The organism is Blautia acetica (genome assembly GCF_038739805.1).
GTDB lineage: Bacteria > Bacillota > Clostridia > Lachnospirales > Lachnospiraceae > Blautia.
This window is the reverse complement of record NZ_JBBEWO010000014.1, coordinates 54,957-69,124: the sequence shown is the minus strand read 5'-3', so window position 1 is coordinate 69,124 and position 14,168 is coordinate 54,957. Positions and strand designations below refer to the sequence as shown.

15 protein-coding genes and 1 pseudogene are annotated in these 14,168 nt (G+C 40.6%); 3 read left to right on the top strand and 13 right to left on the bottom strand.

Translation table 11 applies throughout. From position 1 onward, the window contains the following. Positions 1 to 9: 9 nt before the first annotated feature. The 3 genes from WBS51_RS10470 to WBS51_RS10460 form a co-directional block, all read right to left on the bottom strand. Positions 10 to 933, bottom strand: coding sequence for an EAL domain-containing protein (locus WBS51_RS10470; protein WP_291683487.1), 924 nt, complete (start codon positions 931 to 933; stop codon positions 10 to 12). A gap of 114 nt (positions 934 to 1,047) precedes the next feature. Beyond that, the gene (locus tag WBS51_RS10465; protein ID WP_294460397.1) at positions 1,048 to 1,611 is read right to left on the bottom strand and encodes a diguanylate cyclase domain-containing protein; all 564 of its coding nucleotides are present in this window, start codon (positions 1,609 to 1,611) and stop codon (positions 1,048 to 1,050) included. Between the two features lie 144 nt (positions 1,612 to 1,755). Further along, a complete protein-coding gene (locus WBS51_RS10460) occupies positions 1,756 to 3,381 on the bottom strand; it encodes a phosphotransferase (protein WP_173750094.1) in 1,626 nt (541 codons plus the stop codon). Positions 3,382 to 3,714: 333 nt separating this feature from the next. Here WBS51_RS10460 and WBS51_RS10455 point away from each other — a divergent pair, with 333 nt between their 5' ends. The 3 genes from WBS51_RS10455 to WBS51_RS10445 are packed head-to-tail and all read left to right on the top strand — an operon-like array spanning position 3,715 to position 6,337. Then, positions 3,715 to 5,229 (top strand): D-alanyl-D-alanine carboxypeptidase family protein, encoded by a 1,515-nt coding sequence (locus WBS51_RS10455; RefSeq protein WP_173750093.1) that lies wholly within the window; start codon positions 3,715 to 3,717, stop codon positions 5,227 to 5,229. Continuing rightward, on the top strand, positions 5,226 to 5,933 hold the full coding sequence (locus tag WBS51_RS10450; RefSeq protein ID WP_173750092.1) for an MBL fold metallo-hydrolase: 708 nt from the start codon (positions 5,226 to 5,228) through the stop codon (positions 5,931 to 5,933). Before WBS51_RS10455 ends, WBS51_RS10450 begins: the two co-directional genes overlap by 4 nt. Positions 5,934 to 5,974: 41 nt before the next feature. Next, complete coding sequence (locus tag WBS51_RS10445) at positions 5,975 to 6,337, top strand: VOC family protein (RefSeq protein ID WP_173750091.1); 363 nt, start codon at positions 5,975 to 5,977, stop codon at positions 6,335 to 6,337. Positions 6,338 to 6,407: 70 nt separating this feature from the next. Here the strand turns inward: WBS51_RS10445 and WBS51_RS10440 are convergent, their stop codons facing one another. The 10 genes and pseudogenes from WBS51_RS10440 to WBS51_RS10395 all read right to left on the bottom strand — a co-directional run bounded on the left by WBS51_RS10440 (position 6,408) and on the right by WBS51_RS10395 (position 14,134). Further along, the gene (locus WBS51_RS10440; protein ID WP_173750090.1) at positions 6,408 to 6,881 is read right to left on the bottom strand and encodes a MazG family protein; all 474 of its coding nucleotides are present in this window, start codon (positions 6,879 to 6,881) and stop codon (positions 6,408 to 6,410) included. A gap of 385 nt (positions 6,882 to 7,266) precedes the next feature. Further along, positions 7,267 to 8,058, bottom strand: a complete 792-nt coding sequence (locus WBS51_RS10435; RefSeq protein WP_302702782.1) for a PD-(D/E)XK nuclease family transposase — start codon at positions 8,056 to 8,058, stop codon at positions 7,267 to 7,269. A gap of 406 nt (positions 8,059 to 8,464) precedes the next feature. Further along, the gene (locus WBS51_RS10430; protein WP_319017079.1) at positions 8,465 to 8,710 is read right to left on the bottom strand and encodes a hypothetical protein; all 246 of its coding nucleotides are present in this window, start codon (positions 8,708 to 8,710) and stop codon (positions 8,465 to 8,467) included. A gap of 48 nt (positions 8,711 to 8,758) precedes the next feature. Beyond that, on the bottom strand, positions 8,759 to 9,346 hold the full coding sequence (locus tag WBS51_RS10425; protein WP_319017078.1) for an Rpn family recombination-promoting nuclease/putative transposase: 588 nt from the start codon (positions 9,344 to 9,346) through the stop codon (positions 8,759 to 8,761). A 182-nt stretch (positions 9,347 to 9,528) separates the two neighbouring features. Beyond that, positions 9,529 to 10,125: a VanZ family protein gene (locus tag WBS51_RS10420; RefSeq protein ID WP_294460361.1), complete on the bottom strand. Its 597-nt coding sequence runs from the start codon at positions 10,123 to 10,125 to the stop codon at positions 9,529 to 9,531. A 171-nt stretch (positions 10,126 to 10,296) separates the two neighbouring features. Then, positions 10,297 to 10,428: pseudogene (locus WBS51_RS10415) on the bottom strand (nucleotidyltransferase); the annotation flags it as partial. Positions 10,429 to 10,565: 137 nt separating this feature from the next. After that, positions 10,566 to 10,697, bottom strand: a complete 132-nt coding sequence (locus WBS51_RS10410; protein ID WP_294460358.1) for a hypothetical protein — start codon at positions 10,695 to 10,697, stop codon at positions 10,566 to 10,568. A gap of 213 nt (positions 10,698 to 10,910) precedes the next feature. Then, entirely contained in the window at positions 10,911 to 11,624 is a 714-nt protein-coding gene (locus WBS51_RS10405; protein WP_294460355.1) for an acylneuraminate cytidylyltransferase family protein, read from the bottom strand. A 55-nt stretch (positions 11,625 to 11,679) separates the two neighbouring features. Further along, positions 11,680 to 13,242, bottom strand: coding sequence for a lipopolysaccharide biosynthesis protein (locus tag WBS51_RS10400; RefSeq protein WP_294460352.1), 1,563 nt, complete (start codon positions 13,240 to 13,242; stop codon positions 11,680 to 11,682). 31 nt (positions 13,243 to 13,273) lie between these two features. Beyond that, positions 13,274 to 14,134: a glycosyltransferase family 2 protein gene (locus tag WBS51_RS10395; protein ID WP_291683702.1), complete on the bottom strand. Its 861-nt coding sequence runs from the start codon at positions 14,132 to 14,134 to the stop codon at positions 13,274 to 13,276. Positions 14,135 to 14,168 lie beyond the last annotated feature (34 nt).

Below are 14,168 nucleotides of genomic sequence, written 5' to 3'. Positions count from 1 at the left end.
ACGGATGACTCACAGTCCCAGACGAGTATTTTTCAGAATATCCCTCTGACGATAGTTGGAATTGAGCACCCCGTAAAAGCGCTGTAAGTCATCTGAATGCAAACAGCGGAAACGCTCCTCCTGAACTATCCGCTTCCGATACTCCTCCACTTCCGGCTTCATGTACAAAGCCTCAAATTTCTCCTTTTCATAAGGCTCGGCAAAAAGATATCCCTGTATCACATCCGGATGAAGTTCCATAAGACTGAACAATTCTTCCTCTTTCTCCACACCTTCACAGCATACCCGGATATGGACACTATGGGCCAATTCTATCACATTCCGAAGCAACTGGTAGTTATAGGCGCTGTTCTGAATCTGCCTCACAAAACAACGGTCTATCTTCACCTCGTCAATTTCTATACTCTTCAGATAGCTGAGACTGGAATATCCGGTTCCAAAATCATCTAAAGCAGTGCGTATATTTCTGCTGCGCATATCATTGAACTTTTCCCTGAAAATTTCCATGTTCTTAACCGCATAGCTTTCTGTCAGCTCTACAATAAGATTTTCGCAGCTAAACGCTTCTTCCTCAATGATTCTGTATAAATCCTCCAGAAAATGGTCTTCCAGAAACTGCAGTACAGAAATATTCACACTGACGGTAAAGTCCGGTTTCTTTTCCAGCCATTCCCTGCTGTCTCTGAATGCTTTATGCAGCATCCAGAGTCCGGCCCGGTAAATCATTCTGTGTCCCTCCATAAGAGGAATAAATTCTGCCGGAGAAACGACGCTGCCGTCTTCGTCCTTCCAGCGCATCAGTACTTCCACACCCTTGATGTCTCCCGTAATGAGATTCACCTGAGGCTGATAGTTCAGATAAAATCCCCTGTATCCCTGTACCTTGGCATGCTGCAGCGCATAATCCGCATAGCGGTACAGCTTCATCCACATACTTTCCATCTTCCGGATACATTGCACATCCTGCCGATATCTCTATATTCAGTCTCTGGGCATTCCATTCCCATATCTTCATCAGATATTCCTGGAGCGTACGATAAAGGTGCTCTATACGTCGTGTCCCACTGCATTATCCATAAGAATCCCCATCTTGTCCTTTTCGATTCTGTAAAGAGACGCGTTGGCAGGAAGCAGCGCCTGTATGGTCTGTCCCATCCGCTTCAGTACCTTGTCTCCGAAGGAACGACTGTACAGCTCATTAACCTGACGAAATTCATCTATGTCAATTACCATCACAGCCAGATGTTCCACCATCTCGTCCTTCAGACTCTTCTCAAGCGCCTTGTAAAACTCTGTATAGTTCAAAAGCTGTGTCAGAGGGTCCACCTTATTCTGCTTTCCCATCAGACACATAATTCCTGCAAAAAGTTCCTGGTTCCCTTCTTTATCGTATATCATCTGTCCCCTGCATTTTATCCAGACATATTCTCCGCTGCGCTTCTTTGCACGGAATTCTACAGAGTGGCAATCTACCTTTCCGGAAACAACTTCCATATTGGATTGATAAAAACGTTCCCAGTCTTCCGGATGCACAATGGCCTTCCAGTAGGTAAGGGGATGCTTCACTACTTCGCCGGGAAGGCCAAACATATCCACCAAAGCTACGGATATCGAAACATCCCTGTTTTAGGATTGCACATATAAATAAAATCATCGGTACTCTCTATCAATGCATCATATAACAACTCTGAAGAATACTCCATCTCATCTGCTGCAGCTTTCATTTTACTCCTCGTCCCTTTCACTATACCTTCTTCAATTCTGACAATATTTCTTCACGATTTCTTTCATCCGGTCAAACTGCTGCTCCATCTCGTCCACCAGACGGAACTGGGTCCGGGCACGCACCAGATTGTGCTCGGGATAAGCAGTCTTAAAATAAGTATCTCCCTCCAGATAATCCGTCAGAAAACGCATGCCGCATTCCAGCGTCATCAGGCGGGCGCCCCATGGAAGACTTTCCACCTCTTCGGGAGTCAGCACATCTTTCGTTGCCTCCAGATACCCCTTTACATACAGTTCATACAAAGAAATATCAAAATGTACCAAATCCAGATTCTGCTCATCTTCCTCTGCTGTGGCTGCTCCGAAGCGGATAGAATCTCCAAAATCATTGGCAGCCAGCCCCGGCATAATCGTATCCAGGTCAATAATGCACAGCCCTTTTCCCGTATCTGCGTCAAAGAGAATATTGTTCAGCTTCGTGTCATTGTGGGTGACGCGAAGGGGCAGAATCCCCTCCTCCTGCTGCTGTACCAGTACGCCGCAGTCCTGCTCTCTTTCCAATACAAAAGAAATTTCCCCCCGGCAGGTAACGGCTCTGTTTTTAATGTCTCTGTGCAGGGCTCTCTGGAAATTTCCAAACCGTTTTACCGTATTGTGGAAATCCGGAATGGTTTCTTTTAAGCTGGAAGCCGGATAATTGCCCAACTGTTTCAGGAAATGCCCGAAGCTGTTACCCGACTGATAAAACTGCTCCGGCTCCTCCACCAGCTGATAACACACGGAGTTCGGTATGTAATTATAACATCTCCAGGGCTGCCCCTCACTGTCTTCAAAATACGTACAACCCGTCTTTGTCTTAATGCAGGACAACGTTTCTCTGTCCGGATCTCCGCCCTCTTCCCGGATAACATTTCTCAGATACTCTGTCACACCAAAAATATTCTCCATAACTCCCGCCGGGTCTTTAAATACATTATTGTTTACCCTCTGCAGAATATAGGCAAATTCGTCTCCATCCTCTGTAGGCATATAAACCGCATATGTTTCATTGATATGCCCTTCTCCGAAAGGTTTCACATAGCTGCACTGCAGACCAAATCCAAAAGCATACAGCGCGTCTTCCAAATCACGGCTGCTCACGCCGTCAATCTTTCTTCTGGTAGAAAATACCACTTCCCCTGCTTCCACTTTCCTCTTGGAATCAATCTTACAATTGGCCTTTACCACACTGTTCAGCCCAATATGCGCGCCGCAGCCCACATAGGAATCGTGGTCAACCACTGCGCCGCTGTTAATCAGCACACCGTGTTCTACAACGGTATGTGTATTCACCACTGCCCCCTGCATAACAAATGTTCCATTTCCAATCACTGCGCTTGGGCTTACCACTGCTGACGGATGAATCATAGGCGGAACGTGATAACCCGCTTCCATGAGTTTTTCTGTCCAGTACAGGCGCATCCCGTTGTCGCCAAGAGCCGCCACTGCCGTATCATAGTTTTTCACAAAAGCCCTGTAATCGCAGCACTTTCCTACTACATCTGCTCCCTTCACTGCGTCATCTAAAAATACAGCTTTCTCATAGCCCAGGATTCCTGCCATTTCCTGAATCATATGACCGAATCCTCCGGCTCCTAAAATCAATAAACTTTTCATTCGTTCCTCCTTGTGCATCCCCTATTTTATTTGTTATAACCAGTGCTTTTCTATTTCCCGCAGAGCACATTCGTAAAAAGGCAAAATGATAAAATCATTCTGCCTTTTCTGTTTGTTCCTGTGTGTTTTATACTTACAGTATAGCGGTTGTTGCCCACTTTGACAATGTTTATCTTGCATAATTTTTGCAACAACTAAAACATTTTCTCCGCTGTCTCTGCCTAATTTTATTGATATAATTCTCCAAACCGCTTATAATGTACATTAGTTTGAGTAAATTTTATGCCGCCCGGAACGATCTGTTGATTTTCCGGCGGCAGAATGGAGATTCCTATGAAAAAGAAAAGACTTCTTCTGCCCGGTATTCTCTGCATGGCTGTAAGCCTTTGTATCCATACCGGCAGAGTTGACGCAATGGCTGCCGCAGCTGATTCTTCAGCCTCTGCTCCGGCCCAAAACACCTCCCAAAATCCTGAGGACACAGCCAATCAGCAGACAGACACGCCGGAGGTACCGGAAAGCTATAACTGGGAAATTCAGTCCAACAAAATTTCCGGCTGGCCTGAAGGTCCAAAGGTTGTGGCAGAAACAGCTATTTTAATGGATGTGGATTCCGGGGAAATCCTTTATGCCAAAGGGATCGACGAAAAGCGCGCCCCTGCCAGCACTACAAAGATTATGACAGCCATGCTTGCGCTGGAAAAAGTGCCTTTTGACACCCAGATAACCTTTACGGATGAGGTAAACAACATCGAACCGGGAAGTACCCATATCGGTATCAAACCCGGCGAAACCCTGACTATGAAAGACTGTGCCTATGCCATTCTTCTGGCTTCCGCCAACGAAGTTTCTTCCGGGGTTGCGGAGTATATCGGCGGCACAGTTCCCAAATTTGTGGACGAAATGAATCAGCGCGCCAAAGAACTTGGCTGTAAAAATACACATTTCGTCAATGCAAACGGACTGTACGATGAAAACCACTACACCACGGCCAGGGATTTGGCTCTGATTGCCCAGGCAGCTTTCCAGAACGAAACCTTCCGGGAAATCATCAAAACACCCTATTACATTGTGCCGAAAACCAATATTACCAATGAAGAACGGTGGCTGAATAACCACCACAAAATGGTACTGGACGGCGCCCAGCACTATGAGGGCTGTCTGGGCGGCAAAACCGGATACACCGTTAAAGCAGGCAATACACTGGTCACCTATGCAGAAAGAAACGGCACAACCTTAGTATGTGTGGTTTTGGCGGATAATGTGTCCCACTACGATGATACCAAAGCAATTTTTGACTACGGCTTTACCAATTTCCGCAAACTCACACCAGACAACGAAGCCCTGGCGCCTGCAAAAGAGAATACCCTTGGCGCTTATCTGAAAGAAAACGGACTTTTGGATGCTGTGGTAGAAAACTCTGCCATAGATGTTCCCACTGACGTCAAAGAATCCCTGACCTATGAGGTCAGCCTGGAAGAGAATTCCCTGAAAATGGATTACTATTATGGAAAAACCGCTCTGGGCAGTTCCACCCAGGAAGCCTCCCCGGAACTCCTGCAGGCTGCGGAGACCTTTCAGCTTCAGGAACGCCAGTCCCAGCAATCCACCAGTGCCGAAGATTCCCAGACCACTGCCTCCCAGGGAAAAGAAGATTCTCTGAACGGCTTTTGGGGTGAAATCGGAGGTAAATTCCACCAGCTCCCCAGCTGGAAATATCCTGCACTGTTTCTGTTAGCTGCTGCCTTTATCTTCTATATCGTAACCTTGGTTATAAAGATAAAACGCTCTATCCGGAGACGCAAACGCAGAAAACTTCGTAAACAAAGAGAAAGGAAAAACCAATGAAGGTAACCTATATCAGCCACAGCGGTTTTCTGATTGAAACAAAAAACTGTCTGTTCCTTTTTGATTATTATGAGGGAAAGATTCCTCCGCTGTCTCAGGAGAAACCGCTTTTTATCTTTGTTTCTCACTGGCACAGTGACCATTTTAACCCGGAAATCTTCTCTATCCGTCATGAAAAAGTACATTACATTCTCTCTCATGACACCAGGAAACACCTGCCTGCAGGCATCTCTCCGGAAAACCTCTGTTTTATGAAACCGGAAGAAAAACTGGATTTTACTCTGGAGGACGGGAATGAACATTTTACCGTAGAAACACTGAAATCCACAGACTGCGGTGTCGCTTTTCTAATTTATTACCGCAGAAAATATCTTTATCATGCAGGAGATTTAAACTGGTGGGTATGGCAGGGGGAAACCAAGCAGTATAACAGCAACATGACTGCCAACTTCCTGCACTATACAAAGCCCCTGGAAAATCTGGACATATGGGCTGCTTTTCTTCCCCTGGACCCCCGGCAGGAAGAGTGGTACAGCAAAGGATTTCTTCATATCCTTGAGCATGCTCATGTAAAATATGCATTTCCCATGCATTTCTGGAAAGACTATTCCGTTATTTCCGGATTTCTGTCTTCTCCAGAGGGCAGCAAATATCAGAAAACAGTTGTAAACATAGAGCAGGAAGGACAGGAATTTTCCCTGTAACCCTTCCCACTCTCAATTATATTTTAAGGAGGATACCTATTATGAAATTTCAAATGATTCACGAAAACTACAATGTAAGAGACCTGGAAAAATCTATGGCTTTTTATGAAAAGGCTTTGGGACTCACCGAAAAACGCCGCAAAAATGCTGCAGACGGTTCTTTTATCATTGTCTATCTTGGAAATGAAACCACAGATTTTGAACTGGAACTGACCTGGCTGAGAGATTTTGACAGAGCTTATAACCTGGGTGACTGCGAATTCCACCTGGCTTTCCGTGCCGACGACTTTGAAGCTGCACACAAGCTTCACGAAGAAATGGGCTGTATCTGCTTTGAGAATCCGGATATGGGTATCTATTTCATTTCTGACCCGGATGGATACTGGCTGGAAATTTTGCCGTAAATCCGGCTAAAAATATCCATGAGGCAGTCCTTTTAAGACTACGGATGCGCTTAAAAGGACTCCTCATAAATTATTCAAATCCCTTCCGCCTCTTTGCTGCGTCAATCAATGCCTTTGCCTCTTCAAAAGCCTCCGGCAAATAATCGTCTGTCCATTCTTTTCCTGCCTTCTCCGCCTTCTTAATATCATTCCACCGGGTCACCACTTCACCGGATTGGTTCACTGTCTCCCGCCCAAATACATGAGGATGTCTGCGCACCATCTTCTCACTGATACCGCGGCACACATCTTCCAGAGTAAAAAGCCCTTCCTCCTCTGCAATCTGCGCATGGAGAACCACCTGCAGAAGCAAATCTCCCAACTCCTCTTTCAAATTATCGCCATTGCCCGTGTCCTCCAGAATATTAATCCCACAGACAACCTCCGCTGCTTCTTCCATACAAGCCGGCTTTAAACTCACATGAGTCTGCTCCCTGTCCCAGGGGCAGCCATCTTCCCCACGCAGACGGGCTATTATTTGCTTCAATCTGTCAAATTCGTTCATGATGGCAATCTCCTTTCTCATCTTGCGTTACGAATCCCCCATTTTCTATTTTCATGCATATTTTCCTTTTTTCTGCATATTCTTTCTATTAGACAATCCATCTTTTTACTATGATTTCCAAGGAGGTTCCCATGAATTTTTTAATTCCCGTTTTATTCATTGTTGGTATATCCTTTCTGTTCCGAATACTTTCTCTCCTCTGCAAACCAACTCCCCGGGACAGGCAGGTATCTGATTCAGCTCAGGAAGATTTTCTAAAAGAATATAACCGCACACATAAACCCTGAATACTAAAATAAAAGTATGATGAAAGCCCTTCTGATTTTGCCAGATTTCCCCGATTATGCTCTACACATTATCAGAGAAACCATTCCTCGCATACTGTTTATTTATCTGCCAAGTCCTGAACTTCTTCCAATGACAAACCCGTCAGCTCCGCAATTTCTTCCATAGAATCACGTCCTCTTGCCAGCATTTTCAAAGCAGTACTTACTGCTTTTTCATAATTTCCTTCTGCTGCAGCTTCATTTCTCATCTCTTCTAAAAGTTTACACATCTGGCTTCGACCTCCTTCTGTTTCCTTTAAGTATCTGACTTCTTCTGCAAGTAGTGGATTCAAAATGTCTTTTGCATCTTTGCAGTGGAAGTCATACATCAAACACCCAACAGGATGTTCCATATTTCTATATTCACCATTCACGTATATGATATGTGCTCCATCAGCAAATAATGCATACTCCATCTCTGTAATTCTTCTTTCAACATGATAAAGTGGAATCCCCATGCCGAATTTATCATTTTCAGTAATAAAAATTACATATGTATCAACTAAATCTTCGAACTCATCTCCTTTGCAGAGCAGCGAACGGTCAATCATGCTACTATGAAATCTTGCCCTTTTCACTCCTGTTCCCCGATCTGAACGCTGGATTTCTATATCCATGAGTTTTCCATCCGTGTCCTCTGCCTGGATATCCAAGATTATGGAACGCTTTGTTGCACTTTTATATTCTACCTGTGCCTTTGTGGATTTCACTTTTATATCATCCCGTTCTAAAACAGTATTCAAGATATATTCGACTGCTTCAATCTTTCCATCCAGAGCTTCTGAAAAGAAGTCATCATCCATCAGACGAAGTTCTTTTATCCTTTGTAAATCTTTTTCGTTTTCATTCATTACATTCTGTTTTGTTTTCTGCACATGAACACCTCGCTCATTTTTAAGTTTAAGCCTCTTCTAATAGTAACTGGTATAGTGTCATCTCATGTACTTTAAATTACGTCTTCTGATGGTATTTTCCCTGGAATGTCAAAAATCCACGGATGTTTTCCTTTATTATAACGGATTACCCCAGAATAATCAAACTCTACAAAGCAATCCGTCAAACTATTTTGCACTTACTTTCGATTTCCCTTGCACCTTTTTTTTATCATTCTTGTATTGGATATAGAATTCCCCTGTCAATTTATTGAATCTTTTCTGAATCAGTAAGACACTCTTATTTTAAGAGTCCTCATAGACCCCAATGCTTCCGACAGCATTGAGACAGATATGTTCCGGCGGTATAGAACCACCACCGATTTTATTCTTTTTCTGCTTTGGATTGCAGATACTTCTCTGCTTCCTCCTCAAACGCATATAAGGAATGTGCGCTGGCAGCTATTTTATGCAAAACCTTCAAGTCTTCCAGTTCCTCCAGCCCTGCGATTTTATCCCGCAGTCCGTCCGGGATTTCTCCCAAATCTTCCAGAAGTTCCAAAATGTTTTCTTTGGTTGCTTCCAGTCGACCTTCAAGTTTTTCCTCTCGCAGCATTTCTTCAAAAATCATATAACGCTCTCCCATCTTACGGTCTGTCTTGATGTTGCGAATAGTCTCCTAGAACTGTTTCACCAGTCCATCCTGAAAATCCCCTTCGCTCTCTTCCAAATCAGCCGTCACAAACTTCAGAAACCTGACAAGCTCCGGCGGCACTTTTTCCTCATTTTCCCCTTTGGTACTCAGAAAAATCGTATAACTCCCGTCATCCAGCTTCACCTTTTTATTCTCCTTACATTCATTTCCAAAGGTATAGCAGTACAGCCGCTCTCCAAAGGGATCGAAATCGCAGACAAAGATTACAAAGGTATCCGGCAGGGTTTCATACTCTTCTCCGCTTGCCAGTGCTTCCATCACCATCTGGCTGTGGTAGTACCGGCTTCGTTTTCCCAGGGCTTTCTTCTTTCTCATCTGCATTTCCACGTTGTAATGGGTATGGTTCTCATCCTCCGCATAGATGTCCAGGCGGACGCCTTTGTATTCGGGATGGTAGACGATGCTCTTCTCCCTGCTCACAACCACATGAGCAATGGAAAATCCAAGCACCATCTCCAGAAATCCCTTACAGTTTTTCTCCACGCTCATGACTGCACCAAAAAGAAAGTTATCCTTGATTGTCAGGTCCTGTAATGTTTTTCGTTTCTTCATGTTTCCTCCTGCTCTACAGGGGAATCCTATGAAGAGATTATAGCATGATTTTATGGAATAGACTATATCTGGTTCTAAAAAATTCAGTTTCTGCTTACCATCCGTATATTCCGGCAGCACAGAACCACTTTCCTTATAATGGGCTCCCCAGAAATAAGTAACGCCAGCTTTTCATGTTGGCATTATTTCGATTTCCCTTGCCCCTTTATTTTACACCCTGCAAAATAAAGAATACCGCCAATGGCTCCGCCCAGGGTGTTGTAAACCAAATCCGATATCTGAAACGTTCCCAGCCGGAAAAACAACTGGGCAAATTCTATACACAGGGAGAATAAAAACACCGTCTTCACTGCTCTCCAGAGAATCTGTCCGAACTTTAAATTTTCTTTCCAGTATTTCTCCTGCAGCGCCCACAGAAGCAGCACCGCAAAGGGAATAAACAAAGCCAGATTTTCAATGGCCTCGGTGGTCAATTCTCCCTTTTCATTGTACAACCCCCAGCTTCCCATTACATTGGATAAGGGATTCGCCCACATATTCCGGTTCAGTAACGTCCGGAACAGTATCATGGCCGAATAAAAAGCGAGAAAAAACATGCGCCGGAAAACCTTGTCCGACTTAAAATTGTCCCACCACTTTCTGCAAATAGCTTTCCAGCCATGCTCGCGAGCCGACATACACAGAAACATGAATAGTACGGCCAGAAGCAGAGCAAAACCGAAAGGCTGATAGAGTGCGGTGAGTACGTTTGTAATAATACTTTTTATAATTTCTAACATAATTCTTCTTTCCTTAATGATAATTCCGCACTTACTGTTCACTTTCTTCCTATCCGTAAAATCATAATTTTCGATATGTTTTCGGAATAATTGAGAGGCGCATCATTCCAACCGTAGATAAAATATTATAATCCTTATCCATAACCAGAGCAAAGCCGAAATCATTCTATTTTACGCTTTTAAATCTTCAAACAGATTTTCTTTGTATACACCATCTTTCGTCAGCTTCGCAAAAGACTGCTGTACATATTCCTTGTCTTCCTTATAGGTGACACCAAACCATTTATCATGGGAATCCAACACTGAATATTCTTGCGGCTCGAAATCACGAATCCGGAAATTTGGAAATCAGAGTTCTGGTACTCGGAAATCGCCTTTTTTGTGCTTGATTACGGTTCCATTTCTATGGGAATATTTGTCAAGTCAAGGCCTTGCCGCATCTACGGTGTGTAGCAGCCTTTACGAATATTCTTGTAGAAATTATGATTCAATATGCACAAAAGTGAATCTAAGAAGTGATTTCCATATCGCCGGACAGCTGATGGAAACTTATCCGGAATATTCAATTTCATGACTCACCTCCTGTATCTAAGTCTAAAAAGTTGAGTACTAAACTTTTTGGACTTTATAATGATGAGCCTATTATCTCACATATGATGATTTTGAAAAGGTACTCGCTATTTGGCAGTTACAATTAATCAATTCCAAGGGTGCATAAATATCTCTTACTCCTCCACCCTTGGCAAAATTCATTGTATCTCCATATCTAAAACAAAATATCTCTACTAATCATTATAGTTATTCTCAATCCAATTCTTTGCAATTAATAAGTCAACATCTTTATGTATATCTATAGACTCATCAATTTCATATGGCACGATTTTATCTCCCATGAATCCCCATGGCTGTTGTCCTTCTTTACCAGATTTTAAATAGTCTACTCTCAGCACCCAGAAGTTATGTGATAAAAATAAACAGGACGGTAAATCTTGTCTGTTTGTTGACACCTTTCCAGAAGAATTTTTTTCATACATTTCCAAAGTCCCATCGTTATTTATAGTTTTTGCTCTTAATGGATGATGATCATTATCTTCATATACTGGAACCACTGCTGTAACAGAATTATCTTTCTTCATTATTTCAACACAATCTGTTATCCACTCTGTTTTAATTGTTACATTATTAGCTAACAACACAACAAGAATATCTGGATTTTCATCATTTTCTTCTATAACATTTAATGCATGCATAATACAATCTATATGCTGTGCTGATGGTGAAGCCAATTCAACCGGACGCACAATTCTTTTATAACCTTCTTTTTCTGCTGCACTTAAAATTTTCTCATCATCGCTGCTACAATACCAGTCATCAATAAGGGAGCATTTTCGTGCTGCATGTGCTGGATAGTATAAAACAGGATGACCTAAAACATCCAAAATATTTTTGTCTTGTAGCGTATTATTTCCTCTCCCTGTAAGTAATGCAATTGTTTTCATAAAATTATCCTCCTCATCTTTTATATATTAATTTTAAAGATTCACTTAAATATTCCTATTTTAATTTTTTCAAATAGGTCGCCAATGGCAATATTTTCCCTTTTGTAATCTTGTTTAACAGTATAATACTATCCTTAAACTCTCCATTATTCCGATAAATAAAAAGATAAATAACATTGGGGACTATGCAACATATAATCATACGTCCCAATATCACAAACCACTTGTTTCCTACAATGACGAGACATATCAGATATGTTATTATTGCCCCAAACAGTGTTACAACCACATAACGAAATATCTGCCTTAAATAATCCAATAATTTATTTTCATCAAAAATCACTGTAAAAATATTATGTAACAACCATGGTGTCCCAATTAAAATCATCGACAATACTGTTGATAAAATGACTCCATATATACCCCAGAATTTAACCAGAATAACATTCATTCCTAAATTTGCAAGTGCGGTAATTAATGGCCTCCAACGATCTTCATGCCACATACCTGCTGCATCTTTATAGGTATTCAAAAGCTGATTAATTTCGTACAAAAAATAATATATACAAAGCCAAATAACAACACCAAATTCTAATTTCATAGATTTTCCAACCCATATATCCATAAATGGTTGAAACAAACATAAGAAACAAATCGAACAAAATCCTGCAATCCACGAAATAATAAAGGTAAATTTCTTTAAGTCATAATAATTTTTTTCCTTTGTTTCTACAATCAAACTATTTCCTATTCCAGCAGTACAGGCATTAAAAATAATGGTTACAAATCCAATTATAGATGTTAAGATAAAATAATAATTTTGATATATTGCTAAGGTTGTAAGACCTAAAAAGGCTGAAATGACTATAGAATCTGAAGAATTCAATACCACCGCACCAAGCTTAGAAGTAAATAAATCTCTAATACGCTGATTAATTTTTATAATATAATCTTTTGATAATTTACCTTTAGCCTTGTAATTAGGATATTTCTTAGAAACTACAACAGCTGTAATAATATTAGTTACCGCTTGCATAAATAGTGACACAATCAAATACGCATAATAATTTTTTATAATCACGAGCACAAAAAACTGCAACAAATACTGAATTGTATTTGTCATGAAAGTTACTTTGCTCATAATGTCTACTCTTTGATGGGCTTGCAATAATGAATTCTTATATGCAAAGAGCCAATAAGAAAGTACCGTAGCTGATAAATTCAACAAATATAGCACATATATATTCATCCCTTTTGGAATATCACTTTTTATCAAATACGGTATAAATGGCAAACATATAATACCCACTACTGCTATAATCAGTCCTATAATACGATAATATGTCTTATACAATTTCATCAAAGCACATATCGTGGTTGAATCATCCTCTGCAATCGGCTTATACATACTAAAAACCATTGCACTACCAACACCTAATTCTGCAAGATTTAATACCTGTAGTATAGATGTAAATAAACTATTCAATCCAAGATACTGTACACCCATAAAATAAATCATGGCCGTACGCATTATAAAGGGCAAAAGTATTTGATATGCTTTTAGTATAGAACCAAAAATCATATTTCTAACAGCATTCTTCGTACGCTCTATTCTCATGTTAATTTTCTCTCCACTATCAGTATGTTTATCACTTGCATAACACCAACTTAACTAGATTAACCATATATGTTTCAAAGACACCTATATGCATATAAATCCAAAATATAGATTTTTTAATCATACTTATATTGTTATACTGTGTATGATAATAATAGCCGCTTCTTGCAACTTGTAAAATCTTTTTATAATTAGCATCTGGAACTCCGCGCTTTCTTTTATGATTGTGAATATAGGAGCAATCATTCAATCTATATGTATCAAATCCTATTTTTTGTAACCGCTTACTTATAATATTTTCTTCATTGTATAAAAATACTTTTTCATCATACATACCTGCTTCAATTAATGCACTCATCCTAAAACATGTAAAACACCCCGAAACAGCATCAACTTTTTGATATTTTCCAATCATTTTATAAGTATTATTGCTTTGAAAAAAATATTTTTTATAAATCCAAGAACAAAATTTTAAATCTTCAATATATTTAGGAAATTTCCATGCACTCACACACTCTTCTCCTAAAATGCCAAATTGCCGTGCCGAAACCGCCCCGCATTTATCATTCTTTTGTAAAAATTCTATACACTTTTTTATAAGTACTTTATCAAACAGGACATCACTGTTACATATAAAAACATATTCTGTACTCAATTCTTTTGCGATTTTCAAGCCATAATTATATCCATACGAATAACCACCATTTTTTTTGCTCTGGACAACTCTAATTTTATTATTTTTTAAATCACAAAGTTTCTCATATGACCCGTCATTTGACATGTTGTCTACTATAATAATATTATCAATAATGTCTATTCCCTGTGCTTGTTCACATATTTTTTTGCAGCCTTCAACATCCTTATAATTCAAAGTTATTAAAGTAATTGCCATACGTTTATTCCTCCAAAATCACGCAATAGTTTTT

Excerpts from the sequence above, each read along its gene's own strand:
- WBS51_RS10470 (WP_291683487.1), bottom strand. The coding sequence starts at position 933 with ATGTGGATGAAGCTGTACCGCTATGCGGATTATGCGCTGCAGCATGCC.
- WBS51_RS10460 (WP_173750094.1), bottom strand. The coding sequence starts at position 3,381 with ATGAAAAGTTTATTGATTTTAGGAGCCGGAGGATTCGGTCATATGATT.
- WBS51_RS10455 (WP_173750093.1), top strand. The coding sequence starts at position 3,715 with ATGAAAAAGAAAAGACTTCTTCTGCCCGGTATTCTCTGCATGGCTGTA.
- WBS51_RS10450 (WP_173750092.1), top strand. The coding sequence starts at position 5,226 with ATGAAGGTAACCTATATCAGCCACAGCGGTTTTCTGATTGAAACAAAA.
- WBS51_RS10445 (WP_173750091.1), top strand. The coding sequence starts at position 5,975 with ATGAAATTTCAAATGATTCACGAAAACTACAATGTAAGAGACCTGGAA.
- WBS51_RS10440 (WP_173750090.1), bottom strand. The coding sequence starts at position 6,881 with ATGAACGAATTTGACAGATTGAAGCAAATAATAGCCCGTCTGCGTGGG.
- WBS51_RS10435 (WP_302702782.1), bottom strand. The coding sequence starts at position 8,058 with ATGAATGAAAACGAAAAAGATTTACAAAGGATAAAAGAACTTCGTCTG.
- WBS51_RS10430 (WP_319017079.1), bottom strand. The coding sequence starts at position 8,710 with ATGATTTTTGAAGAAATGCTGCGAGAGGAAAAACTTGAAGGTCGACTG.
- WBS51_RS10425 (WP_319017078.1), bottom strand. The coding sequence starts at position 9,346 with ATGAAGAAACGAAAAACATTACAGGACCTGACAATCAAGGATAACTTT.
- WBS51_RS10420 (WP_294460361.1), bottom strand. The coding sequence starts at position 10,125 with ATGTTAGAAATTATAAAAAGTATTATTACAAACGTACTCACCGCACTC.
- WBS51_RS10410 (WP_294460358.1), bottom strand. The coding sequence starts at position 10,697 with ATGAAATTGAATATTCCGGATAAGTTTCCATCAGCTGTCCGGCGATAT.
- WBS51_RS10405 (WP_294460355.1), bottom strand. The coding sequence starts at position 11,624 with ATGAAAACAATTGCATTACTTACAGGGAGAGGAAATAATACGCTACAA.
- WBS51_RS10400 (WP_294460352.1), bottom strand. The coding sequence starts at position 13,242 with ATGAGAATAGAGCGTACGAAGAATGCTGTTAGAAATATGATTTTTGGT.
- WBS51_RS10395 (WP_291683702.1), bottom strand. The coding sequence starts at position 14,134 with ATGGCAATTACTTTAATAACTTTGAATTATAAGGATGTTGAAGGCTGC.